At 70.9% G+C, this 23,715-nt stretch carries 24 protein-coding genes; 17 read left to right on the top strand and 7 right to left on the bottom strand.

The genetic code is table 11. The features are described from left to right. Positions 1-2: 2 nt before the first annotated feature. The gene (locus tag ACFWM2_RS35585; protein ID WP_383288793.1) at positions 3-554 is read right to left on the bottom strand and encodes a DUF4352 domain-containing protein; all 552 of its coding nucleotides are present in this window, start codon (positions 552-554) and stop codon (positions 3-5) included. A 100-nt stretch (positions 555-654) separates the two neighbouring features. Continuing rightward, entirely contained in the window at positions 655-1,461 is an 807-nt protein-coding gene (locus ACFWM2_RS35580; RefSeq protein WP_383288790.1) for a VOC family protein, read from the bottom strand. 324 nt (positions 1,462-1,785) lie between these two features. Between ACFWM2_RS35580 and ACFWM2_RS35575 the strand changes: the two genes are divergently transcribed. Further along, complete coding sequence (locus tag ACFWM2_RS35575) at positions 1,786-2,613, top strand: sulfurtransferase (protein WP_383288787.1); 828 nt, start codon at positions 1,786-1,788, stop codon at positions 2,611-2,613. A gap of 293 nt (positions 2,614-2,906) precedes the next feature. On the opposite strand, the gene sepH is transcribed toward ACFWM2_RS35575, so the two are convergent. Beyond that, positions 2,907-3,965 (bottom strand): septation protein SepH, encoded by a 1,059-nt coding sequence (gene sepH, locus ACFWM2_RS35570; protein ID WP_383288784.1) that lies wholly within the window; start codon positions 3,963-3,965, stop codon positions 2,907-2,909. A 472-nt stretch (positions 3,966-4,437) separates the two neighbouring features. Between sepH and ACFWM2_RS35565 the strand changes: the two genes are divergently transcribed. Continuing rightward, the gene (locus tag ACFWM2_RS35565) at positions 4,438-5,205 is read left to right on the top strand and encodes a hypothetical protein (RefSeq protein ID WP_383288781.1); all 768 of its coding nucleotides are present in this window, start codon (positions 4,438-4,440) and stop codon (positions 5,203-5,205) included. Here the strand turns inward: ACFWM2_RS35565 and ACFWM2_RS35560 are convergent. Both ACFWM2_RS35560 and ACFWM2_RS35555 read right to left on the bottom strand, forming a co-directional pair. Next, positions 5,129-6,448, bottom strand: coding sequence for a D-arabinono-1,4-lactone oxidase (locus ACFWM2_RS35560; protein ID WP_383288778.1), 1,320 nt, complete (start codon positions 6,446-6,448; stop codon positions 5,129-5,131). The two genes, ACFWM2_RS35565 and ACFWM2_RS35560, sit on opposite strands and share 77 nt — an antisense overlap. Further along, complete coding sequence (locus ACFWM2_RS35555; RefSeq protein WP_383288775.1) at positions 6,408-7,646, bottom strand: MFS transporter; 1,239 nt, start codon at positions 7,644-7,646, stop codon at positions 6,408-6,410. The genes ACFWM2_RS35560 and ACFWM2_RS35555 overlap by 41 nt, the downstream gene beginning before the upstream one ends. Positions 7,647-7,772: 126 nt before the next feature. Here ACFWM2_RS35555 and ACFWM2_RS35550 point away from each other — a divergent pair, with 126 nt between their 5' ends. Both ACFWM2_RS35550 and ACFWM2_RS35545 read left to right on the top strand, forming a co-directional pair. Beyond that, on the top strand, positions 7,773-8,900 hold the full coding sequence (locus ACFWM2_RS35550) for a ferrochelatase (RefSeq protein ID WP_383288772.1): 1,128 nt from the start codon (positions 7,773-7,775) through the stop codon (positions 8,898-8,900). Next, complete coding sequence (locus ACFWM2_RS35545) at positions 8,897-9,721, top strand: inositol monophosphatase family protein (protein ID WP_383288769.1); 825 nt, start codon at positions 8,897-8,899, stop codon at positions 9,719-9,721. Before ACFWM2_RS35550 ends, ACFWM2_RS35545 begins: the two co-directional genes overlap by 4 nt. A gap of 103 nt (positions 9,722-9,824) precedes the next feature. Here ACFWM2_RS35545 and ACFWM2_RS35540 read toward each other — a convergent pair whose 3' ends face one another. Further along, positions 9,825-9,995 carry a hypothetical protein gene (locus ACFWM2_RS35540; RefSeq protein ID WP_383288766.1) on the bottom strand — a complete coding sequence of 57 codons (171 nt, stop codon included), beginning with the start codon at positions 9,993-9,995 and terminating at the stop codon, positions 9,825-9,827. A gap of 424 nt (positions 9,996-10,419) precedes the next feature. Between ACFWM2_RS35540 and ACFWM2_RS35535 the strand changes: the two genes are divergently transcribed. The 4 genes from ACFWM2_RS35535 to ACFWM2_RS35520 all read left to right on the top strand — a co-directional run bounded on the left by ACFWM2_RS35535 (position 10,420) and on the right by ACFWM2_RS35520 (position 13,944). Beyond that, positions 10,420-11,073, top strand: coding sequence for a response regulator transcription factor (locus ACFWM2_RS35535; protein WP_383288763.1), 654 nt, complete (start codon positions 10,420-10,422; stop codon positions 11,071-11,073). A gap of 6 nt (positions 11,074-11,079) precedes the next feature. After that, entirely contained in the window at positions 11,080-12,330 is a 1,251-nt protein-coding gene (locus ACFWM2_RS35530) for a sensor histidine kinase (protein ID WP_383288760.1), read from the top strand. Positions 12,331-12,722: 392 nt separating this feature from the next. Beyond that, on the top strand, positions 12,723-13,019 hold the full coding sequence (locus ACFWM2_RS35525) for a DUF4193 domain-containing protein (RefSeq protein ID WP_005481602.1): 297 nt from the start codon (positions 12,723-12,725) through the stop codon (positions 13,017-13,019). 13 nt (positions 13,020-13,032) lie between these two features. Further along, on the top strand, positions 13,033-13,944 hold the full coding sequence (locus tag ACFWM2_RS35520; RefSeq protein WP_383288757.1) for a hypothetical protein: 912 nt from the start codon (positions 13,033-13,035) through the stop codon (positions 13,942-13,944). A gap of 39 nt (positions 13,945-13,983) precedes the next feature. Here the strand turns inward: ACFWM2_RS35520 and ACFWM2_RS35515 are convergent, their stop codons facing one another. Then, the gene (locus ACFWM2_RS35515) at positions 13,984-14,445 is read right to left on the bottom strand and encodes a DUF3093 domain-containing protein (protein WP_383288754.1); all 462 of its coding nucleotides are present in this window, start codon (positions 14,443-14,445) and stop codon (positions 13,984-13,986) included. A gap of 58 nt (positions 14,446-14,503) precedes the next feature. On the opposite strand from ACFWM2_RS35515, the gene ACFWM2_RS35510 reads away from it, so the two are divergent. From ACFWM2_RS35510 to ACFWM2_RS35470, 9 genes are all read left to right on the top strand, one after another. After that, complete coding sequence (locus ACFWM2_RS35510; RefSeq protein WP_383288751.1) at positions 14,504-15,088, top strand: PaaI family thioesterase; 585 nt, start codon at positions 14,504-14,506, stop codon at positions 15,086-15,088. A gap of 26 nt (positions 15,089-15,114) precedes the next feature. Further along, positions 15,115-15,609, top strand: coding sequence for a dUTP diphosphatase (dut, locus tag ACFWM2_RS35505; protein WP_383289083.1), 495 nt, complete (start codon positions 15,115-15,117; stop codon positions 15,607-15,609). 1 nt (position 15,610) lies between these two features. Further along, positions 15,611-16,375: a DUF3710 domain-containing protein gene (locus ACFWM2_RS35500; RefSeq protein WP_383288748.1), complete on the top strand. Its 765-nt coding sequence runs from the start codon at positions 15,611-15,613 to the stop codon at positions 16,373-16,375. A gap of 355 nt (positions 16,376-16,730) precedes the next feature. Next, a complete protein-coding gene (locus tag ACFWM2_RS35495) occupies positions 16,731-17,951 on the top strand; it encodes an alginate lyase family protein (RefSeq protein WP_383288745.1) in 1,221 nt (406 codons plus the stop codon). 59 nt (positions 17,952-18,010) lie between these two features. Next, entirely contained in the window at positions 18,011-18,703 is a 693-nt protein-coding gene (locus ACFWM2_RS35490) for an ABC transporter ATP-binding protein (protein WP_383288742.1), read from the top strand. Between the two features lie 164 nt (positions 18,704-18,867). Further along, on the top strand, positions 18,868-21,630 hold the full coding sequence (locus tag ACFWM2_RS35485) for an ATP-binding protein (protein WP_383288739.1): 2,763 nt from the start codon (positions 18,868-18,870) through the stop codon (positions 21,628-21,630). Beyond that, entirely contained in the window at positions 21,618-22,334 is a 717-nt protein-coding gene (locus tag ACFWM2_RS35480; RefSeq protein ID WP_383288736.1) for a response regulator, read from the top strand. Before ACFWM2_RS35485 ends, ACFWM2_RS35480 begins: the two co-directional genes overlap by 13 nt. Positions 22,335-22,417: 83 nt before the next feature. Beyond that, positions 22,418-22,816: an OB-fold nucleic acid binding domain-containing protein gene (locus ACFWM2_RS35475; RefSeq protein ID WP_383288733.1), complete on the top strand. Its 399-nt coding sequence runs from the start codon at positions 22,418-22,420 to the stop codon at positions 22,814-22,816. A gap of 3 nt (positions 22,817-22,819) precedes the next feature. Beyond that, on the top strand, positions 22,820-23,572 hold the full coding sequence (locus ACFWM2_RS35470; RefSeq protein WP_383288730.1) for a DUF3159 domain-containing protein: 753 nt from the start codon (positions 22,820-22,822) through the stop codon (positions 23,570-23,572). The last annotated feature ends 143 nt before the right edge of the window (positions 23,573-23,715 follow it).

Here is a 23,715-nt window from a genome sequence, read left to right as displayed (position 1 = left end):
CCTCAGGGCACGGACCACTCCCCGACGTCATCGGCGAACCCGCTTTCCATGGCGAACTGGACAGCGACGATCTTCGTTCCGTTCGGCACCTCGAAGGAGATGAACCCCAGCGCCGTGCCGCCCGGACGGACCGTCACGGTCGCCGGGAACTCGGCGCCTGCCCTCGTCGGGAAGAGCGACGAGTTGAACCGCTGCCCCTGCTTGTCGACGACGGTCGCGCCGTTCGACGGCGAGTCCTTGTAGACCGCGGTGCCGGTGTTCCTGAGCCGGAACTGGACGGCGGCCAGGTGCTTGCCCGCGCTCGGCACCAGATACGCGTCCTCCGCGCGGGTCGGGTCGACGACCTTGGTGACCGTCACGTCCAGCGCCTCGGCCTTCTTGAAGCCGGTGAGGCGCAGCGTGTCCCCGACCTTGTCGTCGGACGTGTCGCCCTGAACGGCCACGGCGTGAGCGCTGCCGGCGGCCATCGCGGAAGCGGCCAACCCCGCCGGAAGCAGGGCCAGGACCGGCGCGGTGAGCAGAGCGGCCGCCCAGGGAACGGTGGAACGACGCATCGCTCCTCCCGGTGAACTCGAGGTGCTTCGCGACGGTGTGCGGAGCCTGCTGATGACTTCAGGATCCGCTCCCGCGAAGGCTTCTGCGAGCGGGACGGGCTCAGGCCGCCTTGTGGACCAGCGAGAAGACGGCGCCCTCCGGGTCCGCGACCGTGGCCATGCGGCCGTGCGGCGAATCGTGCGCGGGCTTCAGGAGCCGGCCGCCCAGGTCGGCGACGCGTGCGACGGCGTCATCGGTGTCGGCGACCTCGAAGTACGTCAGCCAGTGCGCACCCCGGTCACGGGGCAGGTCGCTGCCGACGCCGTGGATGCCCGCGACCGGCCGCCCGTCGATGTACAGGGTGACGTAGTCGAGGTCGGCGGACGCGACCGGCTCCAGCTCGTAGCCGAAGACCCCCTGGTAGAACTTGGCGACGCTCCCGGAGTCGCGGGTCAGGAGCTCGTTCCAGGCGGGCGTGCCGGGCACCCCGGTGATCCCGGTGCCCAGATGATCCGACGCCTGCCAGATGCCGAAGACGGCGCCCGTCGGGTCGGACGCGATGGCGAGCCGGCCGGCGTCGGCGGCGTCGAGGGGACCGACACCGACGGTGCCGCCGGAGTGCCGTACGGTCTCGGCTGTCTGGTTCACGTCGTCCGTGGCGAGATACGGGGTCCAGGCGATGGGCAGATGCCGGTCGGGCGGCAGCTGACCGATGCCTGCCACCTCGTTGCCGTCGAGGAGAGCCCGAGCGTAGGGGCCGAGTTGCTGGGGGCCGGGCTGGAACTCCCAGCCGAACAGCGCTCCGTAGAAGTCCTGGGTCGCCGCCATCCCGTGCACCATCAGGCTCACCCAACACGGTGTGCCGGGCGTACGCCCAGCGTGCGTGGTGCCGTTCAGGCGGCCCGCGGACCCCCGTGCCTCGGTCATCGTCACTCTCTCCTTGGCCCCTCGCGGTGGCCGGTCGACTTCCGCCTACGCATGCGCGTACCGCAGCCACGCGCGTGCACGCCCCGTGCCGATGTTGGCACCACCGGTCGCACCGCGCGCTCCGGCCGCGCCGCCGGAGGCCCTTCTACCGCGGGAGGATGCCCGATTTGCGGTTTCCCGTCCGTTTCCGCGCCGTTGCCGTCCGGTGGCCATCAGCTGTACAGCATGTGCCCGATCCCATACGCCACGTGATCGGGGCTGTCCGGCGGAGCAGAGTAGCCGGACCTGGACGACGCGGCCACCCCGTGCGCAAGGATGGTGGCCATGAACGCCATCATCTCCACATCCGAACTCGTCGGCGAGTTGGCCGGCCCCCACCCTCCGGTGCTCCTCGATGTGCGCTACCAGATGGGCAGCCCGAATCTGCGGCCCGAGTACGAGAAGGCACATCTCCCAGGCGCCGTTTTCATCGATCTGGAATCCGAACTGGCAGGTACGCCGGGTGCTGGGGGCCGGCATCCGCTGCCCGACCCGGAGGTGTTCGGAGCCGCGATGAGGGCAGCCGGGGTCTCGACGGACCGCGATGTCGTTGTGTACGACGGTGGCCTCGGGTGGGCCTCCGCGCGGGCCTGGTGGCTGTTGCGCTGGACGGGGCATCCGTCGGTGCGTGTGCTTGACGGCGGGCTGGCCGCCTGGGGCGGCGCGTTGACGTCGGAGGTGCCGGACCCGTCGCCGGGGACCTTCGTGCCGGCACCGGGCGCACTCCCGCTGATCGACGCGGAAGGAGCCGCGGCCCTCGCCCGCACCGGTCTGCTCCTCGACGCCCGGGCCGGCGAGCGCTACCGCGGCGAGGTCGAGCCGATCGACCCGGTCGCGGGCCACATCCCGGGCGCGGTCTCGGCGCCGACCGCGGACAACGTGGCCGAAAACGGCCGCCTGCGACCCGCCGTCGAATTGGCCGAACGCTTCAAGTCCCTGGGGGCGACCGGCGACACCGAGGTCGGTGTCTACTGCGGTTCCGGCGTCTCGGCCGCCCAGCAGATCCTCGCCCTGGACGTCGCCGGCATCCCGGCGGCGCTCTACGTGGGTTCCTGGTCGGAGTGGTCCCGGGACGGCAGCCGTCCGGTGGCGGTCGGACCGGACCCGCAGTAGTTCCTACGTCGACTCTCCCCGGCGAGGCGGGGGAGGCCGGCCCGGCGCTCGGCCGCCCTCGGGCGCAGGGGAGAGGCCCGCAGTGGTCTGGGCCCTGGGCGCAGGGAAGGGGCCGGCACCAGCCCCGGCCTCGGACATGGAGAAGGGGCCGGCACCAGCCCCGCCCTCGGACATGGAGAAGGGCCCGCACCCAACCGGGCGCGGGCCCCTTCCTCGTACAAGTGGGTCCGCAGTCTTCTGCGTCCGTAGTCCTGCTGCGTCCGTAGCGTGCGCAGCAGTCCTCGGACCGGTGACTACTCCTGCTTCTTCCGGCGCGTACCGAAGACGATCTCGTCCCAGCTCGGGACCGCCGCGCGGCGGCCCGGCCGGACGCCGTCGGCCTCGGCCTGGCGGTCGGTGGCACCGACGAGACGGTCGCGATGGCTGCCGACCGAGCGGGGCATGAGGACGTCCGCGTAGGCAGAACCGGCGCCGGCCGAGGCCGCGGGAGCCGGGGGCTCCTCCGCCTCGGGCTCGGGAGCCGGCGGCTCCTCGGCGGCAGGCCGCTCCGTGGTCGAGGGACGCTCGGGCACCACCATGTCGCCGCGGAAGCTGGGCACCGCCTCCAGAAGACTGGTGAGCGAATCGCGCTCGCTCGCGGTCTCCTCGACGGGCTCGGCCGGCGGCGCCGGCGGGCTCGGGCGCTCCATCTGCCGGTCCAGGGCGCGGTCCAGCGGACGGTCGCGCGGCAGCCGGGCGATCCGCGGCACGAACGGGAAGCTCGGCTCGGGCGCCGCGAGGTCCTCGGACTCACCGATCAGCGAGCGTGCCTCGTCGTCGACGGCCTGGACGAGCCGCCGGGGCGGGTCGTACGTCCAGCTCGCCGAGTGGGGCTCACCCGCCACCAGGTAGACCAGCAGCACTTCCCAGGTGCCGTCGTCGCGGCGCCACGAGTCCCACTGGACGGTGTCCTTCTCCGCGCCGCGGATCAGCAGTCGCTCCTGGACCGCCTCACCGAGCTGGGGTCCGGCGTTCTCACCGGGGCGGCGGACCGGAGTCTTCCGGGCCCGCTCGGCCATGAAGGCGCGCTCGGCCAGCACGGGACCCTCGAAGCGGCGTACGCGATCGACGGGGATGCCGGCGAGCTGTGCGACCTCCTCCGCGGAGGCGCCGGCGCGTATACGCGCCTGAATGTCTCGGGGGCGGAGATGGCTCTCCACCTCGATCTCGATCTGGCCGAGGCGGGGACGGTCGCCGCGCACGGCGGCACGGAGACGTTCGTCAATCGGAAGCGTGTACTCCGTGCTGTCCGCAGCCTTCAGCACCAGCCGTGTGCCGTCGTTAGAGACGGCCACGACACGCAGTTCGGGCATGGGGACCTCCCGGGTGGTGCCTGCCGACGTCACGTGCGTCGCTGCTTCCGCTAGTCGAGTGTGGCCTGCCCGGGCGCAGCCTGCCACAACCTTGCCGAGTTGCCCGGCGTGTCGGGCACAGGCCCGGGAGCGCCGTTATGGCACGGTTACCTATTCGCAACGCTAAGTGACGAACTCCATCACCCTGTGCAACGAGCCCCCTCCCGGCGGTCCTGCAAGGCCCCGGACACCCTGGCGGGAGTCCGGACCCAGGGCTCGCAACAGTACTCCATTCGGGCCACGTGCGTGGATCGCCGCGCCGCTCAACTTCTCATGGGGGGCGGGAGTTGGCCGCCCGATGTGCGGCCCTTGTCACCTTGAAACGTGGCGCACTTCACGAAATCGCCCGAAACGGAACTTATGGTTTCGCCCATACGTCCTTTTCTCGTGCAGCCGGTCGATCAAGTACGGGAAAGGTAGGCAAGGTTCGGGAATGGGTGAGAAGTCCGAAACCGCGGAGAAGCCGAAGAGGAAGCGGGTGGAGCTGAGTGTCCCGCAGGTCGCGGGAAGCGCCGTGGCCGCGGTGGTGGCGGCCAAACTCGCCTCCTACTTCGGGGTGTACGGGACGATCCTCGGCGCGGGAGTGGTGAGCGCGATCGCCACCTGCGGGGGCACGGTCTTCCAGCACTTCTTCCGGCGGACCGGCGAACAGATCCGCGATGTGACGGTGCCGACCAGACCGAAACCGCTGCCGGAAAGCCAAGTGGCGACTCCCGTAAATGAGTTCGGTGCGGAATTCGGTGAGGGCTTCGGTGCGGGAACCGTCTACCGGGCGCGGGTCAGGAGCTGGAAGCGGCCGGTGCTCGCCGCGGCCCTCGTCTTCGGCGTCACCATGGCCGGCATCAGCACGTACGAACTGGCATCGGGCAACAGCTTCAGCGGGGGCGGCAGCACCACCGTCGGCGACGCCCTGTCCGGCCACAACAAGGCGCCCTCGTCCGGTGATGCGCCATCCCCTGATCCCTCGCCGACGCCGTCCGCGGGCAACGGTCCCACGCCGTCGGAGAGCGACTCCCCGCGGAGCGGCGACGGCGGGAAGGCGCAGAGCCCGACACCGACGCCCGGCTCAACGGACAGTCAGGGCACCGACGGCGCCTCGACACCGCCGCCCTCGCCCAGCGTGCCTACGACCCCAGGACCCGGCGCAAGTAGTCGTTCCCAAAGCGCCGATCCGGGTCGAGTCGATCCCTCAGGGCAGTGAACTCGCCGAAGCGCGGATAGACCTCGGAGAAGTACTCCGCGTCTCGCGTGTGCACCTTGCCCCAGTGCGGCCGTCCGCCGTGCGCGGTGAAGATCCGCTCCGCGGCGGTGAAGTACGCCTGATAGGGGGTGCCCTTGAACATGTGCACGGCGATGTAGGCGCTCTCCCGGCCGGACGCCGTGGAGAGCGTGATGTCGTCGGCGGGAGCCGTGCGGACCTCCACGGGGAAGCTGACCCGCAGCGTCGAGCGGTCGACCATCGTCCGCAGCTCGCGCAGCGTCTCGACGAGGGCCTCGCGCGGAACGGCGTACTCCATCTCCACGAAGCGCACCCGGCGCGGCGAAGTGAAGACCTTGTAAGGGATGTCGGTGTACGTCCGCGCGGACAGGGCGCGGCTGGAGACCGACGCGATCGTCGGGATGGCCGCGGGCACGGCCCGGCCGACCAGATTGGCCACGTGGAAGACGCCGTTGGAGAGGAACTCGTCCTCGATCCAGCCGCTGAGCCGCCCCACCGGCCTCTCGGGACCCGCGCTGCGGTTGTTGCGCTTGGTGTTGCAGTTGCCGGTGTGCGGGAACCAGTAGAACTCGAAGTGCTCGTTCTCCGCGAAGAGTTCGTCGAAGTCGGCGGTGACCTTGTCGAAGGTCATCGGCTCCTCGCGCGCGGTGAGCAGAAAAACGGGCTCTACGGAGAAGGTGATCGCGGTGACGATCCCCAGGGCGCCGATGCCTATCCGGGCCGCCGCGAAGACGTCGGGGTTCTCCTTCTCGGAGCAGGTGAGCACCGAGCCGTCCGCCGTGACCAGCTCAAGTCCTTTGATCTGCGCGGCGATCGAGGCTGAGTCGCGCCCTGTGCCATGGGTTCCGGTGCTGGTCGCGCCCGACACCGTCTGCTCCATGATGTCGCCCATGTTCGTGAGCGACAGTCCCTCGCGGGCCAGGGCCAGGTTGAGGCGCTTGAGCGGGGTGCCCGCCTCGACGGTGACGGTGCCGGCCTCGCGGTCGATCCCGCGGATGCCGGTCAGCAGCTGAGGGCGGATGAGGACGCCGTCGGTCGCCGCGGCCGCCGTGAACGAGTGCCCGGTGCCGACGGCCTTCACCTTCAGGCCCTCCTCGGCGGCTCGGCGCACGGCCGCGGAGAGCTCCTCGACGGAGGCGGGAGCGACCTCTCGCACCGGACGGGCTGTGACGTTCCCGGCCCAGTTACGCCACGTGGCGCTCTTGCCGCTCGGTGTGCTGCTCATGGGTCCCTCCCCGCTGCGGAACCGGCCTGTTGAGCCGGCGATACCCGAGGAAACCCACCGCGACCGCGACGGCTCCGGACACCGCCGGAACCCCGTACCCGGCCTTCGCTCCGGCGGCGTCGATCACCCAGCCGGACACGGAGGAGCCGAGCGCGACCCCGACCGCGAGTCCGGTGCTCACCCAGGTCATTCCCTCGGTCAGTTTCGCGCGTGGAACGTGCTGTTCGATGAGGGACATCGTCGTGATCATCGTGGGTGCGATGGACAGGCCCGCAACGAACAGCGCCACGGCCAGGAACGGCAAGTTTCCGACCAGTAGGAGGGGGATCATACTCACGGCCATCGCGCATATGCCCAGCAGCCACCGGCGTTCGGGCGCCCCGGAGAAGCGCAGCAGCCCGAACACGGCGCCCGCCGCGCAGGATCCCGCCGCGTACAGCGCGAGGACCACGCTCGCCGCGCCCTTGTGGCCCTGCTCCTCGGCGAAGGCCACGGTGACCACGTCCACCGCGCCGAAGATCGCCCCGGTCGCCACGAAGGTGGCCACCAGCACCTGGAGACCGGCCGAGCGCAGCGCCGAACCGCGGGAGTGGTGCTCGCGCGGATGCGGTACGGGCTCGGTGCCGCGCTGGGACGTCAGCCAGAAGACGCCGGTCGCGAGGAAGCAGGCGGCGAGCAGCGGGCCCGCCTCCGGGAACCAGGCCGTGGACAGACCGATGGAAATGATCGGTCCGAAGATGAAGCAGATCTCGTCGACCACGGACTCGAAGGAGTACGCGGTGTGCAGCTGCGGAGTGCCCCGGTAGAGGGCAGCCCAGCGCGCCCTGATCATCGCCCCGATGCTGGGCACGCAGCCGATGCCGGCCGAGCAGACGAACAGCACCCAGTCGGGCCACTCGTAGTGCGCGGCGATCAGCAGGCCCGCGGCCGCGACGAGCGCGAAGAGCGTCACGGGCCGCAGCACCCGCCGCTGCCCGTACCGGTCCACCAGACGCGAGACCTGGGGACCCATCACCGCGGCGGCCAGCGCCATGGCCGCCGACAGCGCGCCCGCGAGGCCGTAGCGCCCGGTGAGCTGGGAGATCATCGTGACCACGCCGATGCCCATCATCGACAGCGGCATCCGTCCGAGGAAGCCCGCGGTGGAGAAACCCTTGGAGCCGGGGGCGGCGAACAGGGCACGGTACGGGCTGGGCACGAGGGGTCTCCGGGGGCCGGTAAGGCGTGAAGCTAGCCGATACAGCTTACGGGTCGGGCAACCCTCACGCACGCCCGAACGCGGGCCGGGATCCCGGCTGTCGGAGGCGGGTGGCAGGATCGAGACATGCCAGACGTGCTCGACGCCAGACCCTACGACGCCCTGCTCCTGCTCTCGTTCGGCGGCCCCGAGGGCCCGGACGACGTGGTCCCGTTCCTGGAGAACGTGACGCGCGGACGCGGCATCCCCAGGGAGCGGCTCAAGGAAGTGGGGCAGCACTACTTCCGGTTCGGCGGGGTCAGTCCCATCAACGACCAGAACCGCGCGCTGCTCGATGCCCTGCGCAAGGACTTCGCGGAGCACGGCCTGGACCTGCCCGTGTACTGGGGCAACCGCAACTGGGCGCCCTATCTGACCGACACCCTGCGCGAGATGGCCGGCGACGGCCGACGGCGCATCCTCGTCCTGGCCACCAGCGCCTACGCGTCCTACTCGGGCTGCCGCCAGTACCGCGAGAACCTCGCGGAGGCGCTGGCCACCCTGGAGGCCGAGGGCCTGGAGCTGCCGAGGATCGACAAGCTGCGGCACTACTTCAACCACCCCGGCTTCGTGCGCCCCATGATCGACGGCGTCCTGGAGTCCCTGGCCGAGCTCCCCGAGGACGTCCGGGCGGGCGCCCACCTGGCCTTCACCACGCACTCCATCCCGGTCGCAGCCGCCGACACCTCCGGGCCCGTCGAGGACCACGGCGACGGCGGTGCGTACGTGCGGCAGCACCTGGAGGTGGCGCGGCTGATCGCGGATGCCGTACGGGAGCAGACCGGGACCGAGCACCCCTGGCGGCTCGTCTACCAGTCGCGCTCCGGAGCCCCGCACATCCCCTGGCTCGAGCCCGACATCTGCGACCACCTGGAGGAGCTGCACGGCGCCGGGGTCCCGGCCGTCGTGATGGCGCCCATCGGGTTCGTCTCGGACCACATGGAAGTGCTCTACGACCTCGACACGGAGGCGAAGGTCAAGGCCGAGGAGCTGGGACTGCCGGTGCGCCGCTCGGCCACGGTGGGCGCCGACCCGCGGTTCGCCGCGGCCGTCCGTGACCTCGTCCTGGAGCGCGCCGCAACCGAGGGCGGCCACCAGGTGGCGCCCTGTGCCCTCGGAGCGCTCGCCCCGAGCCACGACCTGTGTCCGGTGGGCTGCTGCCCCGCCCGCGCCCCCAGGCCCGCCGCCGCGGGCGCCGACAGCCCGTACGCATGAGGAGCGACGTGACCGACCCTGCGAACGACCAGCTCAAGGCCGAGCTCCTGGAGCTCGCGCTGGAGGCCGCGCACCGCGCGGGCGACTTCCTGCGCGACGGCCGACCGGCCGACCTCGGCGTGGCCGCCACCAAGTCCAGCGCCGTCGATGTCGTCACGGAGATGGACATCGCCTCGGAGAAGCTGATCACGGGCCTCATCGCCGACCGCAGGCCGGAGGACGGTGTGATCGGCGAGGAGGGCGCCAGCGTCGAGGGCACGAATGGTGTCCAGTGGGTGATCGACCCGATCGACGGGACGGTCAACTACCTTTACGGGCTGCCCAGTTGGGCCGTCTCGATCGCGGCTCGCAAGGACGGCGAGACCCTCGTCGGCGTGGTGCACGCACCCCTGCGCGGCGAGACCTACCGCGCTGTCCTGGGCGAGGGCGCCCATGTGAACGAGCATCCCGCGCGCGTGCGGCCCGCGCCCGCCTTCGGGTCGGCCCTCGTCGGCACCGGCTTCGGCTATCTCGCCGACCGCCGGGCCCGGCAGGCCGAGGTCCTGCGGCAGCTGGTCCCCGAGGTGCGGGACATCCGCCGCGGTGGCTCGGCGGCGATCGACCTGTGCGACGTGGCGACGGGCCGCCTGGACGCGTACTACGAACGCGGACTGAACCCGTGGGACTACGCGGCGGGCGACCTGATCGCCCGCGAGGCGGGCGCCCTGACCGGTGGCCGCCCCGGAGAGGCCCTGTCCACCGAACTGACCGTCGCAGCCCCGCCCGGCCTCTTCGAGCCCCTCCAGGCCCGCCTGGAAGCCCTCGGCGCCTGGCACGACTGACGCCGCACGAGGCACGCTGCGCGCCGCGACGGACGGCGGACACGACGAAAGCGGGACCCCGGCACTGGATCGATGCCGGGGCCCCGCTCTCGTAGCAACCGCGTCAGACGCGAGTCGCGACCTCCACACCGTGCTCGGCGGCCAGGCGGTGCAGGTCGTCCAGCTCGGCCTGCTCGACCTCCGCGAGGAAGTCGTCGCCAGTCTCGCGAGCCCGCGTCAGGTCGGACTCGGTCGCCCTTATGCGCTGCAGAAGTCCTGCGGTGAAAGCGTCCATGCTGCGCCCCCTCGTCCTGGGTCGTGGGTCTGTGGCACGGGGGTGTGCCGTTCGGAAGGGGCGATCACGTCTCCAGATGGGGTGCCCAGCGCAGCCCGGCCGGGCGGCGACGGTGCCGGACACCCACGCCCGCTCTGCGGAAAGCGGTCCGGCCCACCACAAGGTGGCGTGCCACAAACAGAGCGTGATCGCGGGGTGTAAAGCCGTCCTCCCCGCGCTCTCTTCCGTGGAAACCTCAACCGGCCGAGAAAATCTGGCATTCCCGGCCGCCGCACCCGCCTTACAGCCGACTTATGGTCGAAAAGGGCAGGATGGAGGCCTCATCCTCCGCTCCCGCCTGCGCTCGAGTCGGGGGGACCTCATCAGACCCCGCCCGCGCGTGCCCGAGGGGCGCTACGCGGGTGGACACAGGAAGGACAGCGACGTGCGCGTACTCGTCGTCGAGGACGAGCAGCTGCTCGCCGATGCGGTGGCCACCGGACTGCGCCGCGAGGCCATGGCCGTCGACGTCGTGTACGACGGCGCGGCCGCGCTGGAGCGCATCGGGGTGAACGACTACGACGTGGTCGTCCTCGATCGCGACCTCCCGCTGGTGCACGGCGACGACGTCTGCCGCAAGATCGTCGAGCTCGGCATGCCCACGCGCGTGCTGATGCTCACCGCGTCCGGAGACGTCAGCGACCGGGTCGAGGGCCTGGAGATCGGCGCCGACGACTACCTCCCCAAGCCCTTCGCGTTCAGCGAGCTCACCGCGCGCGTGCGCGCCCTCGGCCGTCGTACGAGCGTGCCGCTGCCGCCCGTCCTGGAGCGCGCCGGCATCAAGCTCGACCCGAACCGCCGCGAGGTCTTCCGCGACGGCAAGGAGGTCCAGCTCGCGCCGAAGGAGTTCGCCGTCCTGGAGGTGCTGCTGCGCAGTGAGGGCGCCGTCGTCTCCGCCGAGCAGCTCCTGGAGAAGGCCTGGGACGAGAACACGGATCCGTTCACGAACGTCGTACGGGTGACCGTGATGACGCTGCGCCGCAAGCTGAGCGAGCCCCCGGTGATCGTCACCGTGCCCGGCTCCGGCTACCGGATCTGAGACCCCGTGGCCACGACGCCCGCGCCCCCCACGGCGCCTCCCAAGCCCACCTGGGACCCCAGAAGGCAGGAGCCTCCGTTCCCCTGGCTGCGCCCGACCATCCGGATACGGCTCACGCTGCTGTACGGAGGCATGTTCCTGATCGCCGGCATTCTGCTGCTGTCGATCATCTACCTGCTCGCGGCGCAGGCGCTGAACACGGGCAACGAACCGCTCTTCAAGATCGTCGACGGCAACGCGATCAAGGTCACCAGCACCACCTGTACCGCGGTCGACGGCGCCACCAACCTGCCGCTCGAACAGTTCAACGCCGCGATCAGCACGTGCATCGACCATCAGCGCCAGGTCGCCCTCGACAACCTGCTCAGCCGCTCACTCCTGGCCCTCCTCGGCCTGGCGATCATCGCCTTCGCCTTCGGCTACGCGATGGCCGGCCGGGTCCTCTCGCCGCTCGGGCGAATCACCCGCACCGCGCGCGCGGTGGCGGGCTCGGACCTGTCGCGGCGGATCGAGCTGGACGGCCCGGACGACGAGCTGAAGGAGCTGGCGGACACCTTCGACGACATGCTGGAACGGCTGCAGCGGGCCTTCACGGCCCAGCAGCGGTTCGTCGGGAACGCCTCGCACGAGCTGCGCACACCGCTCGCGATCAACCGGACCCTTCTCGAAGTGCATCTGTCCGACCCGGCGGCGCCGGCCGAGCTCCAGCAGCTCGGCAAGACCCTGCTGGCGACGAACGAGCGCAGCGAGCAGCTCGTCGAGGGCCTGCTGCTGCTGGCCCGCAGCGACAACCAGATCGTCGAGCGCAAGCCGGTGGACCTCGCCGAGGTGGCCTCGCGCGCCGTCGACCAGGTGCTGTCGGAGGCGGACGCGAAGGGCGTGGAGATCCGCGGTGAGCGCGCTCCCGTGATCGTCCAGGGCAACGGCGTCCTCCTGGAGCGGATCGCCCTGAACCTCGTCCAGAACGCCGTGCGCTACAACGTGCCCGGGGACGGCTGGGTCGAGGTCACGACGGAGTTCCAGCACGGCCAGGCGGTCCTGGTGGTCTCGAACACGGGGCCCGTGGTGCCCGCGTACGAGATCGACAACCTCTTCGAGCCCTTCCGGCGGCTGCGTACGGAGCGCACGGGCAGCGACAAGGGCGTCGGCCTCGGCCTGTCCATCGCGCGGTCCGTGGCCCGCGCTCACGGCGGCCACATCGCCGCGGTGCCACGCGAGGGAGGTGGGCTCGTGATGCGAGTGACCCTTCCCATCTGAGACCATGTCGCCGACACACAGGGATGTTCGCTTTGCGCGGAATTTTCGGGTCACCCGTCCGGGAGACCCCTGTGTGATCGATCACAAGGGCGATTTTCCGGCCATATACTCTCCGTGATCATGTGCCCTGTCGGAAAGCCGGGAAAATCCGGGTTTTCGGGAGTCCTGATCACGGGAAGTACACGGGAGACCGCTTTGAAGTGCGACATTCGGACCGTGTACGGTCCCGTTCGCCATCCAAGCCGATCACTCTTGAGGAGTCCGGTTGGGTGTCGATTGAGTAACAGACCTTGATGTGAGGCAAAATCTCCGCCTCGGGTCGGGCACAAGTCCGGCCTCTCACGCGTTACGTGCGCTGGAGACACCGCAGATACCCAGAGGGGGAGAGCGACATGGCAACGGATTACGACACCCCACGCAAGACCGACGACGACGTCGACTCGGACAGCCTTGAAGAGCTCAAGGCCCGGAGGAACGACAAGTCGACCTCGGCAGTAGACGTCGACGAGTTCGAGGCCGCAGAAGGCCTGGAACTGCCCGGCGCGGACCTCTCGAACGAAGAGCTGGCCGTCCGGGTGCTGCCCAAGCAGCAGGACGAGTTCACCTGCATGAGCTGCTTCCTGGTGCACCACCGCAGCCAGCTGGCCCGCGAGAAGAACGGTCAGCCGATCTGCCGCGACTGCGACTGAGGCAGGGTCGGCCGTGACTGGCTCGACCCCACCTTGGAAGCGCCGCTCCCACAAGGCGGGAGCGGACGAAGGGCCGTCAGACGGCTCTGACGGCGTGCGTGACGACGAGCGGGGCTCTTCCCGACCAGGATCAGCCTCGCTCGAACCGGCGCCCGCCACAGGCGGCGTGGACACCCCCGTGGAGACCCCTGCGCCCGCCGCCAGGCGACGCGCCGTGGTCGTCCGGGACGGGGTGACCAACAGCGTCCGCAAGGGCGGCAGCCGGGCCAGGGCGGGCCTGGCTCATCTCGCCGACCGCATCATCGACAACGCCCCGCGGATTCCCGTACGGGACCTCGCGACCCTCCGCAGGCAGTTCCCGGGCCTCGGCCCCGAGCAGCTCGCGGACAAACTCGTCGCGGGCGCTGCCAACGCGACATCGACCGTGGGAGCGGGAATCGGAGCGGCCGCGATGCTGCCCGTGCCGCCCGCCATGCCCACGGAACTGGCGGCCGAGATCACCGGTGTCGCCGTCATCGAGCTGAAGCTCATCGCCGAACTGCACGAGGTCTACGGCCGGAGACCACCGGGAAACCTCAAGGAACGCAGTACCGCGTATCTGGGCTCCTGGTCCGGGGAGCGTGGCATCGACGTGACCAAGCCGTCGACGATCAACTCCGCACTCGGCGGCCAGATGAAACGTGAGCTGCGCCAGCAGATCATGAAGCGCATGGTCCGGGACCTGCCGAACCTGATGCCGTTCATGGTGGGCGCCGCGGTCGGGGCGGTGATGAACCGCCGCGACACCAAGCGCCTCGCCGGGCGGATCCGCAAGGACCTGCGCAAGGCCCAGGTGCCGTGGGACGCCCTTCCGGAACTGCCGTCCCTGGAGCAGCCGGCCGATCCGCTGCGGCCCGGGGAGATCCCCAAGGAACTGGGGCGCTGATCCCGGAGCAGCCGGGCACTGCCCCCGGCCCGAACGGCGCTACGCCGTCGCGCGGGCCGCTTCCAGCGCCGCCGCCAGGCGCTCCGGCTCCCGCGTCGACAGATACAGGTAGGGCGTCGGGTCCTCCGGGTCGGTGACCTGGACGCGCAAAGCCGTCGGGATGTACGCCCGCAGCAGCATGAAGGCGCGCGTGTCCGCCTTGTGCGTGCGCCAGGCCCGGGTCTCCTCCGGGTCGAGGACCTCGGCCTCGCCGAGCGCCTTCACCGGGATCTTCGCGTCGCCCGCGATCAGCGAGTCACCCACGACCCGAATGCGGATCGATCCGTACGAGCTGGCCACCACGGCCGAGACGGCGGTGCCGCCGACGAGCCCGCCGAGCAGCGGCAGTGTGCCGAACGGGAGAAAGATCAACGCCATCGCGACCCCGACCAGGACGCAGATCAGCCACCAGCTGCGGGGCGCGGTGAGTCGTTCTTCGTACGGGGAGGCGGAGAGCTGCATGGAGCCAAGCTTGGCACGGTGTCCGCCCGGGGCCGACGCGCGGGTAAGGTCTGCGGCTGTGAGTGGTACTTCCGCAGCTCTGAAGCCCCCGGCCGACGCCGTCGCGCCCGTGCGGCACCCTGACGCCCCGGCCCCCGGGGAGCTCCTCGGCGCGCACTACGGACAGTGTTTCGGGTGTGGTGAGGGACAGGTTCACGGGCTGCACCTCGAGGCGCGTGCGGGGGAGGGCGTCCAGATCACGGCGGAGTTCACCGTGCGCCCCGCCCACCAGGGCGCTCCCGGCCTCGCGCACGGCGGCGTACTCGCCACCGCGCTCGACGAGACGCTCGGTTCGCTGAACTGGCTGCTGCGCACCATCGCCGTCACCGGCCGTCTGGAGACCGACTTCGTACGGCCGGTCCCCGTGGGCACGGTGCTGTATCTGGAGGCCGAGGTCGTAGCCGTCGCGGGCCGCAAGATCTACTCGACCGCCACCGGACGGATCGGGGGACCCGAGGGTCCTGTGGCCGTCCGCGCGGACGCCCTCTTCATCGAGGTGAAGGTCGACCACTTCATCGACAACGGCCGGCCCGAGGAGATCCGGGCGGCCATGGACGACCCGGACCAGATTCGGCGCACCCGCGCCTTCGAGGTGAACCCGTGAGCCCGACCGCCCGACAGGAGATCGCCGTGCTGATCCGGCGCGTCGATCCCGAAGTGCCGCTTCCCGAGTACGCACATCCCGGTGACGCCGGAGCCGATCTGCGGACCACGGAGAGCTGTGAACTGAAGCCCGGCGAACGAGCCGTTCTGCCGACCGGAGTGTCTGTCGCGCTCCCGGAGGGGTACGCGGCCTTCGTACACCCTCGCTCCGGCCTCGCCGCCCGCTGCGGTGTCGCCCTCGTGAATGCCCCGGGGACGGTTGATGCCGGGTACCGTGGGGAGATCAAGGTGATCGTGGTGAATCTCGACCCGCGCGAGTCCGTGCGGTTCGAGCGCTTCGACCGGATTGCCCAACTGGTCGTCCAGCAGGTCGAGAAGGTCCGCTTCCAGGAAGTCGCGGAGCTTCCCGACTCGGCGCGGGCCGCAGGGGGCTTCGGGTCCACCGGCGGCCATGCCGCCGTGGGCGGCGGGGCGGGTGGGAATCGATACGCATCGGTCGTATCCGACCGGGAAGGACAGTGACGTGTTCGGACGTCGCAAGAAGGGCAGTGCCGCCGAGGACGCGGCGGGCGAGGCCGAGCAGGTCGTCGACGAGTTCGACACCGGGACGGACGACGAAGCCGGGCGCGAGCGTGTGCGGCTCGAGCCCGAGCCGCGTCCCGACGGCCCGTGGGACGACTCCGAGGTACGCGACCCTGCCGAGGGCCGGGTGGACCTCGGTGGTCTCTTCGTGCCCGGAGTCGAGGGCATGGAGCTGCGGGTCGAGGTCGCGGGTGACGCGATCGTCGCGGCGACCGTCGTCCTGAAGGACAGCGCGATCCAGTTGCAGGCCTTCGCGGCTCCCAAGCGTGAGGGCATCTGGGGTGAGGTCCGCGAGGAGATCGCCTCCGGCATCACACAGCAGGGTGGTGTCATCGACGAGGTCGAGGGCCCGCTCGGCTGGGAGCTGCGGGCGCAGGTGCCGGTGCAACTGCCGGACGGCACGGGCGGCTTCCAGGTCGTGCGGTTCGTTGGAGTGGACGGCCCCCGCTGGTTCCTGCGCGGAGTGATCTCCGGGCAGGGCGCGGTACAGCCCGGGGCCGCGGGCCTGCTGGAGCAGATCTTCCGGGACGCTGTCGTCGTCCGCGGTGAGGGCCCGATGGCCCCGCGCGACCCGATCGTCCTGAAGCTGCCGAACGACGCGCAGATGGTCCCCGAGGGAGTCCAGCAGGAGGAGCAGGCCGGCTCCCGCTTCTCCGGCGGCATGGGGCAGCTGCAGCGCGGACCGGAGATCACCGAGGTCCGCTAGACACCGCGCAGAGCCGAAGCGGAAAGGGGCCGCACCCTCACCGGGGGTGCGGCCCCTTCGCGTGCCCGCACCCGCGTGCGGCGGTGCGGGTTGGCGTGCCCGCACGCGCGCGGCGGGTGCGGGGGCTTCGTACGCCCGCGCTCCCAGCCGGTGACGCGGTGCCTTCACATGCCCGCACCCTCGCCCGGTGGGTGCGCCCCTCGGCGTGCCCAAGCTCTTCTTCGGGAACGGCGGTTGAGCTGCCTCTCTTTCTTCAGGCCTTGACGGAAGTCTGGTCCGTACCTATGGTCACCGGCCAACGCGTGTGTTCAGAACCCAGTGCGTCGTTCACATACGAGAACGGATGGCCCCCCACATGCCTGAGACCCCTCCAAGGCACCGCCGCAGAACACGCCCCGCCGTGCTCGCCGCCGTCGGCGCCGTCGCCGCGGCCCTCGTCGCCGCCCTGCTGGCCTGGCCCGGCACCCACCGGGCGGAGGCCGCCCCGGCCACCTTCGCGCACCCCGGAGTCACGGTCTCCAGGAGCCAGCTGGACTTCACCCGCACCAAGGTCCTCGCGGGCACCCAGCCCTGGAAGGGCGCGTACGACCAGATGCTGGCGAGCAAGTACGCCTCGCTGACGCGCACCCCCGCGCCCCGCGCCACCGTCGAGTGCGGCTCGTACTCGAACCCCAACTACGGCTGCACGGACGAGCGCGAGGACGCGATAGCCGCGTACACCGACGCCCTCGCCTGGTACATCACGCGTGACGACCGGTACGCGAAGAAGGCCATCGAGCTGATGGACGCCTGGTCGGCCACGATCAAGGACCACACCAACAGCAACGCGCCGCTGCAGACCGGCTGGGCCGGCTCCTCGTGGCCCAAGGCCGCCGAGATCATCAAGTACACGTACACCGGCACCTGGACCAACTCCGCGCGCTTCGCGACCATGCTGCGCAACGTCTACCTCCCCGAGATCATCAACGGCTCCAACTCCAACGGGAACTGGGAGTTGTCGATGATGGAGGCCGCCATCGGCATCTCCGTCTTCCTGGAGGACAAGACGTCGTACGACAAGGCGATGGGGCTGTTCCGGACGCGGACGGCCGCGTACATCTACCTCTCCTCCGACGGGTCCGTCCCGAAGACGGTGCCGAGTCAGAACCTCAACACCACGGCGAAGATCGTCAGTTACTGGCAGGGGCAGTCCACCTTCGTCACCGGGCTCACCCAGGAGACCTGCCGGGACTTCGTCCACACCGGGTACGGCATTTCCGCGATCTCGCACGTCGCCGAGACCAGCCGCATCCAGGGCACCGACCTCTACACCACGGACGTCGGCGAGCGGCTGCGGCAGGCGCTCGGCTTCCAGTCCAAGTACCAGCTGGGCGAGGCGGCGCCGAGCTGGCTGTGCGGCGGCACGCTGACCCGCGGGCTCGGACCGGTCACCGAGGTCGGCTACAACGCCATGCACAACCGGCTGGGTTACGCGATGGCCAACACCGAGACGCTGACCAAGCAGAACCGGCCGGCCGGCAGCAACAACCTGTTCGTGGCATGGGAGACGCTGACGCACGGGGACAACCCGAGCTGACCCATTGCCGGGCCGGGCGCCAGGTGACGATACTGGCGCCCGGCCGACGGGGGAGGATCATGAACCGGATCGTCACGGAAACCATGGTGCGCGTGGAGAACGTGCACCGCTCGTACGGCACCGGCGCCGCCGCCGTACACGCGCTGCGGGGCGTCTCCTTCGAGGTGTCGAGCGGTGAACTCGTCGCCCTCAAAGGGCGTTCCGGGTCGGGGAAGACCACGCTCCTCAATCTCGTCGGCGGCCTCGACACGGCGGACGAGGGCAGCATCAGCGTCGACGGACGCGAGCTGTCGCGGGTCGACGAGAGCGGACTGCTGGAACTGCGCCGGGAGCGGATCGGCTTCGTCTTCCAGTCCTTCGGGCTCATCCCCATCCTCACGGCCGCCGAGAACGTCGGCGTACCGCTGCGGCTGCGCCGGGCGGAGCCGCGCGAGCGCGAGGAGCGCGTCGAGCTGCTGCTCTCCCTCGTCGGCCTCGCCGACCACGCGGCGCAGCGGCCCGGCGAGCTGTCCGGCGGTCAGCAGCAGCGCGTGGCCATCGCGCGGGCCCTTGCCAACAACCCCGCACTCCTGATCGCCGACGAGCCCACCGGCCAGCTCGACGCGGAGACCGGCATCGCTGTCATGGAGCTGCTGCGCGCCGTCGTCCGCAGCGAGCGGGTGACGGCGCTGGTGGCCACCCACGACGCGACCCTGCTCGGGCTGGCCGACCGGGTGCTGGAGCTGAGCGACGGGGAGATCGTCGAGCACTGACCACGCCGGGGCGGCGCGGTCCTCCGGCGCCACGGGGGCCGCGCCGCCCGGCGTCAGGGTTGCGTCAAAGACATCCCCCGACCAGCAGCTCGTCCCGTTTGTCCCGCTCGATGGCCGTAAGGTCGACGCTGCGTGGGCGGCTGTCACGGGAAGACAATGGGGCCATGGGACGCGGCAAGCTTCGGATCTATCTCGGTGCGGCACCGGGCGTCGGCAAGACGTACGCGATGCTCTCCGAGGCGCACCGGCGCGTGGAGCGCGGCACCGACTGCGTCGTCGCCTTCGTGGAGCACCACGACCGGCCGCGGACCGAGGTCATGCTGCACGGCCTGGAGCAGACCCCGCGCCGCGAGCTCGACCACCGGGGCTCCCGGTTCACCGAGATGGACGTGGACGCCGTACTGAAGCGCGCCCCGGCCGTCGCCCTGGTGGACGAACTCGCCCACACGAACGTCCCCGGCTCCCGCAACGTCAAGCGCTGGCAGGACGTCGAGGAGCTGCTCGCGGCCGGCATCGACGTCGTCTCCACGGTCAACATCCAGCATCTGGAGTCACTCGGCGACGTCGTCGAGTCGATCACCGGCGTACGGCAGCGCGAGACCGTCCCCGACGAGGTGGTCCGGCGGGCGGACCAGATCGAGCTGGTCGACATGTCGCCCGAGGCGCTGCGCCGCCGTATGGCGCACGGAAACATCTACCGGCCCGACAAGGTCGACGCGGCGCTGTCCAACTACTTCCGCCCCGGCAACCTGACCGCGCTGCGCGAGCTGGCGCTGCTGTGGGTCGCCGACCGGGTCGACGCCTATCTCACCGAGTACCGCAGCGAGCACCGCGTCTCGAAGATCTGGGGCTCGCGCGAGCGGATCGTCGTCGGGCTGACCGGCGGACCGGAAGGGCGGACGCTGATCCGCCGGGCCGCACGCCTCGCGGAGAAGGGCGCCGGCGGCGAGGTGCTGGCCGTCTACATCGCCCGCAGCGACGGGCTGACCTCGGCCTCCCCGAAGGAACTGGCCGTCCAGCGCACCCTGGTGGAGGACCTCGGCGGAACCTTCCACCATGTCGTCGGCGACGACATCCCGGCCGCCCTGCTCGACTTCGCCCGCGGGGCCAACGCCACGCAGATCGTGCTCGGTTCCTCCCGCCGCAAGGCCTGGCAGTACGTCTTCGGACCCGGCGTCGGCGCCACGGTCGCCCGGGAATCGGGCCCCGACCTCGACGTGCACATCGTCACCCATGAAGAGGTCGCCAAGGGGCGCGGGCTACCGGTCGCGCGGGGGGCACGGCTGGGCCGCTCCCGGATCGTCGGCGGCCGGCTGACCGGCGTCGGCGGACCCGTCCTCCTCGCCCTGCTGCTCACGCACATCGACGCCGACCTCGGCATCGCCAACGACATGCTGCTGTTCCTGTCGCTGACGGTCGCCGCGGCCCTGCTCGGCGGTCTGCTGCCCGCCCTCGCCTCCGCCGCCTTCGGCTCCCTGCTGCTGAACTACTACTTCGCCCCGCCGCTGCACCGGTTCACCGTCTCCGACCCGAAGAACATCCTCGCCATCGCGGTCTTCTTCGGCGTCGCCGTCTCCGTGGCGTCGGTGGTGGACCTGGCGGCCCGGCGGACCCATCAGGCGGCCCGGCTGCGCGCCGAGTCGGAGATCCTGTCCTTCCTCGCGGGCAGCGTGCTGCGCGGGGAGACCAGCCTGGAAGCCCTGCTCGAGCGGGTCCGGGAGACCTTCGGGATGGAGTCGGCGGCGCTGCTGGAACGTACGAGCGAGGTCGATCCGTGGACCTGCGCGGGCAGCGTCGGACCGCGGCAGCGGGTCGGCCGCCCCGAGGACGCGGACGTGGACGTGCCCGTCGGCGCCCATATGGCGCTCGCCCTGTCGGGCCGGGTGCTGCCCGCGGAGGACCGGCGGGTGCTCGCCGCCTTCGCCGCCCAGGCCGCCGTCGTCCTCGACCGCAGGCGCCTGAAGTCCGAGGCCGACCAGGCCCGCGCGCTCGCCGAGGGCAACCGCATCCGCACCGCGCTGCTGGCCGCCGTCAGCCACGACCTGCGCACCCCGCTCGCCGGGATCAAGGCGGCCGTCTCGTCTCTGCGTTCGGACGACGTGGAGTGGTCCGAGGAGGACCGGGCGGAGCTGCTGGCCGGCATCGAGGACGGCGCGGACCGGCTCGATCACCTGGTGGGCAACCTGTTGGACATGTCCCGGCTCCAGACCGGGACCGTCACCCCGCTGATCCGTGAGGTCGACCTCGACGAGGTGGTTCCCATGGCGCTCGGCGGGGTCCCCGAGGACAGCGTGGAGCTGGAGATCCCGGAGACCCTGCCGATGGTCGCCGTCGACCCCGGCCTGCTGGAGCGCTCGGTCGCCAACCTCGTCGAGAACGCCGTCAAGTACAGCCCTCCCGGTGAGCGGGTGATGGTCGCCGCCAGCGCCCTCGCGCAGCGGGTGGAGGTCCGGGTGGTGGACCGTGGCCCCGGCGTCCCGGACGACGCCAAGGACCGTATCTTCGAGCCCTTCCAGCGCTACGGCGACGCCCCGCGCGGAGCCGGTGTGGGCCTCGGGCTCGCGGTCGCCCGCGGCTTTGCCGAGGCCATGAGCGGCACCCTCGACGCCGAGGACACACCCGGCGGCGGCCTCACCATGGTGCTGACGCTCCGGGCGGTGCACCACGGCGGGGGCGCGGCGGCCGAAGGACCGGCCGGTGAAGGGGCACCCGAGCCGGTTGGTGCGGACGTCGACGGCCGGGCCGTCGTACCGGGCGAGATTCCGGCCGGAGCAGGAGCGGACGGGCCGGCCGCTGCGACAGTTGACAGGGCGGCCGGCGCGACAGCCGGACCGCCCGCCTCCGAGGCGGCGGGCACCGCCGCCACCGCCGCGGCAGAAGGCGCGGCCACGGCGACAGCAGAAAGGCAGGCCCCATGCGGCGCCTAACCGGGGACGACCCCAAGCCGCCCACGAGGGTGCTCGTGGTCGACGACGAGCCGCAGATCACCCGTGCTCTGGTGATCAACCTGAAGGCACGCAAGTACGAGGTCGACGCGGCCCCGGACGGCGCCACCGCGCTCCAGCTCGCCGCCGCCCGCCACCCCGACGTGGTCGTGCTCGACCTCGGACTGCCCGACATGGACGGCGTCGAGGTGATCAGGGGCCTGCGCGGCTGGACCCGGGTGCCGATCCTGGTGCTCTCGGCCCGGCACTCCTCGGACGAGAAGGTGGAGGCGCTCGACGCGGGCGCCGACGACTACGTGACCAAGCCGTTCGGCATGGACGAGCTGCTGGCCCGGCTGCGGGCCGCCGTGCGCCGGGCCGAGCCGACCGGCGGCGACGAGGACGACGTGATCGTCGAGACCGACGACTTCACCGTCGACCTGGCCGCCAAGAAGGTCGGCCGCGCCGGACGCGACGTGCGGCTGACCCCCACGGAGTGGCACCTCCTGGAGGTCCTGGTGCGCAACAGCGGCCGGCTGGTCAGCCAGAAGCAGCTGCTCCAGGAGGTCTGGGGACCGTCGTACGGCACGGAGACGAACTACCTGCGCGTGTACATGGCCCAGCTGCGCCGCAAGCTGGAGGCGGACCCGTCGCATCCGCGGCACTTCATGACCGAGCCGGGCATGGGATACCGGTTCGAGAAGTAGCCCGGGCGGGAATCGGAGCAGGGGACGGCACAGGTGAGCGCACCTGTGCCGCTCGTGTCAGGGGACCCCGGTACGCTTCAGATATGAGCGCGATTCCTCGTTCCGAAAAGCCGGCGGGCCGGTTCCGGCGCATGCTCGACCGGCTCTCCTCGTCCCAGGAGGACCTGGAGTCCGAGGAGCTGCGGGAGGACACCGAGACCACCGGCTGCACGCGCATCGGCGACTGCCAGGACCGACAGATCGTCACCGTCACTGGTACGTTGCGCACGGTCACTCTGCGCCCGCGGGCGGGAGTGCCGGCCCTGGAGGCCGAGCTGTTCGACGGTTCGGCGGCCCTCGACGTGGTCTGGCTCGGCCGGCGCTCCATAGTCGGCATAGAACCGGGGCGCAAACTCATCGCATCGGGTCGGATCTCCATGAGCCGAGGCCGTAGGGTGCTGTTCAATCCGAAGTACGAACTCAGACCCCTCGGACGGGAGTAGCCGGTGACGTCGCTCGACAAGCCGACCGAAGACGCCCAGCAGGATTCGAGGGCGGTGACCGAGGCCGCGCTCTTCGAGGCGTTCGGCGGTGTGCGGGGCATGGTCGAGACCGTGGTGCCCGGCCTCCTCTTCGTCACCATCTTCACGATCAACAAGGATCTGCACTGGTCGGCGATCGCCGCCCTCGCGGTGTCCCTGCTGCTCGTCGTGGTCCGCCTGGTGATGCGGGACACCGTGAAGCACGCCTTCAGCGGTGTCTTCGGCGTCGCGTTCGGCGTGGTCTTCGCGATGATGACCGGCAACGCCAAGGACTTCTACCTGCCGGGCATGCTCTACACGCTCGGCCTGGCCATCGCCTACATCGTCACGACCCTCGCGGGCGTCCCCCTGATCGGTCTGATCCTCGGCCCGGTCTTCAAGGAGAACCTCTCCTGGCGCAAGCGCAATCCGGGCCGCAAGAAGGCGTACGCGAAGGCCAGTTGGGCCTGGGGCCTGATCCTGCTCGCCAAGTGCGCGGTGCTCTTCCCGCTGTACTGGTGGGCCGACACCACCCAGTTCGGCTGGGTCCTGATCGCCCTGAAGATCCCGCCCTTCCTGCTCGCCGTCTGGCTCACGTGGGTCTTCCTCGCGAAGGCGCCCGCGCCCATCGACGTGTTCGCCGAGATGGAAGCCGAGGAGAAGGCCGAGAAGGAGCGCCGCGCGACCGCCGTCGAGGCGAACGAGGCGACCGGGCCGCGGCACCGCCGAGAGGCGTGACGGCGGCGGTGCGGAGGTCGCCCTCGGGCTGCCGGTCCCGCTCCCGCTGCCTGTGCCGCTCCTCCCGCACTGCCCTGCTGAACGGCCCCGTCCTCAGGGGCCGCACGGACTGCGGCTGACCGGCTTCCCGCCGTATACGCCGA

It is taken from the genome of Streptomyces sp. NPDC058371 (assembly GCF_042723265.1).
Taxonomy (GTDB): domain Bacteria; phylum Actinomycetota; class Actinomycetes; order Streptomycetales; family Streptomycetaceae; genus Streptomyces.
This window is presented reverse-complemented; position numbering and strand designations above follow the sequence as displayed.

Coding starts and splice junctions, on each gene's coding strand:
- ACFWM2_RS35585 (WP_383288793.1), bottom strand. CDS start 554: ATGCGTCGTTCCACCGTTCCCTGGGCGGCCGCTCTGCTCACCGCGCCG.
- ACFWM2_RS35580 (WP_383288790.1), bottom strand. CDS start 1,461: ATGACCGAGGCACGGGGGTCCGCGGGCCGCCTGAACGGCACCACGCAC.
- ACFWM2_RS35575 (WP_383288787.1), top strand. CDS start 1,786: ATGAACGCCATCATCTCCACATCCGAACTCGTCGGCGAGTTGGCCGGC.
- sepH (WP_383288784.1), bottom strand. CDS start 3,965: ATGCCCGAACTGCGTGTCGTGGCCGTCTCTAACGACGGCACACGGCTG.
- ACFWM2_RS35565 (WP_383288781.1), top strand. CDS start 4,438: ATGGGTGAGAAGTCCGAAACCGCGGAGAAGCCGAAGAGGAAGCGGGTG.
- ACFWM2_RS35560 (WP_383288778.1), bottom strand. CDS start 6,448: ATGAGCAGCACACCGAGCGGCAAGAGCGCCACGTGGCGTAACTGGGCC.
- ACFWM2_RS35550 (WP_383288772.1), top strand. CDS start 7,773: ATGCCAGACGTGCTCGACGCCAGACCCTACGACGCCCTGCTCCTGCTC.
- ACFWM2_RS35545 (WP_383288769.1), top strand. CDS start 8,897: ATGAGGAGCGACGTGACCGACCCTGCGAACGACCAGCTCAAGGCCGAG.
- ACFWM2_RS35540 (WP_383288766.1), bottom strand. CDS start 9,995: ATGGACGCTTTCACCGCAGGACTTCTGCAGCGCATAAGGGCGACCGAG.
- ACFWM2_RS35525 (WP_005481602.1), top strand. CDS start 12,723: ATGGCAACGGATTACGACACCCCACGCAAGACCGACGACGACGTCGAC.
- ACFWM2_RS35515 (WP_383288754.1), bottom strand. CDS start 14,445: ATGCAGCTCTCCGCCTCCCCGTACGAAGAACGACTCACCGCGCCCCGC.
- ACFWM2_RS35495 (WP_383288745.1), top strand. CDS start 16,731: ATGCCTGAGACCCCTCCAAGGCACCGCCGCAGAACACGCCCCGCCGTG.
- ACFWM2_RS35490 (WP_383288742.1), top strand. CDS start 18,011: ATGAACCGGATCGTCACGGAAACCATGGTGCGCGTGGAGAACGTGCAC.
- ACFWM2_RS35485 (WP_383288739.1), top strand. CDS start 18,868: ATGGGACGCGGCAAGCTTCGGATCTATCTCGGTGCGGCACCGGGCGTC.
- ACFWM2_RS35480 (WP_383288736.1), top strand. CDS start 21,618: ATGCGGCGCCTAACCGGGGACGACCCCAAGCCGCCCACGAGGGTGCTC.
- ACFWM2_RS35475 (WP_383288733.1), top strand. CDS start 22,418: ATGAGCGCGATTCCTCGTTCCGAAAAGCCGGCGGGCCGGTTCCGGCGC.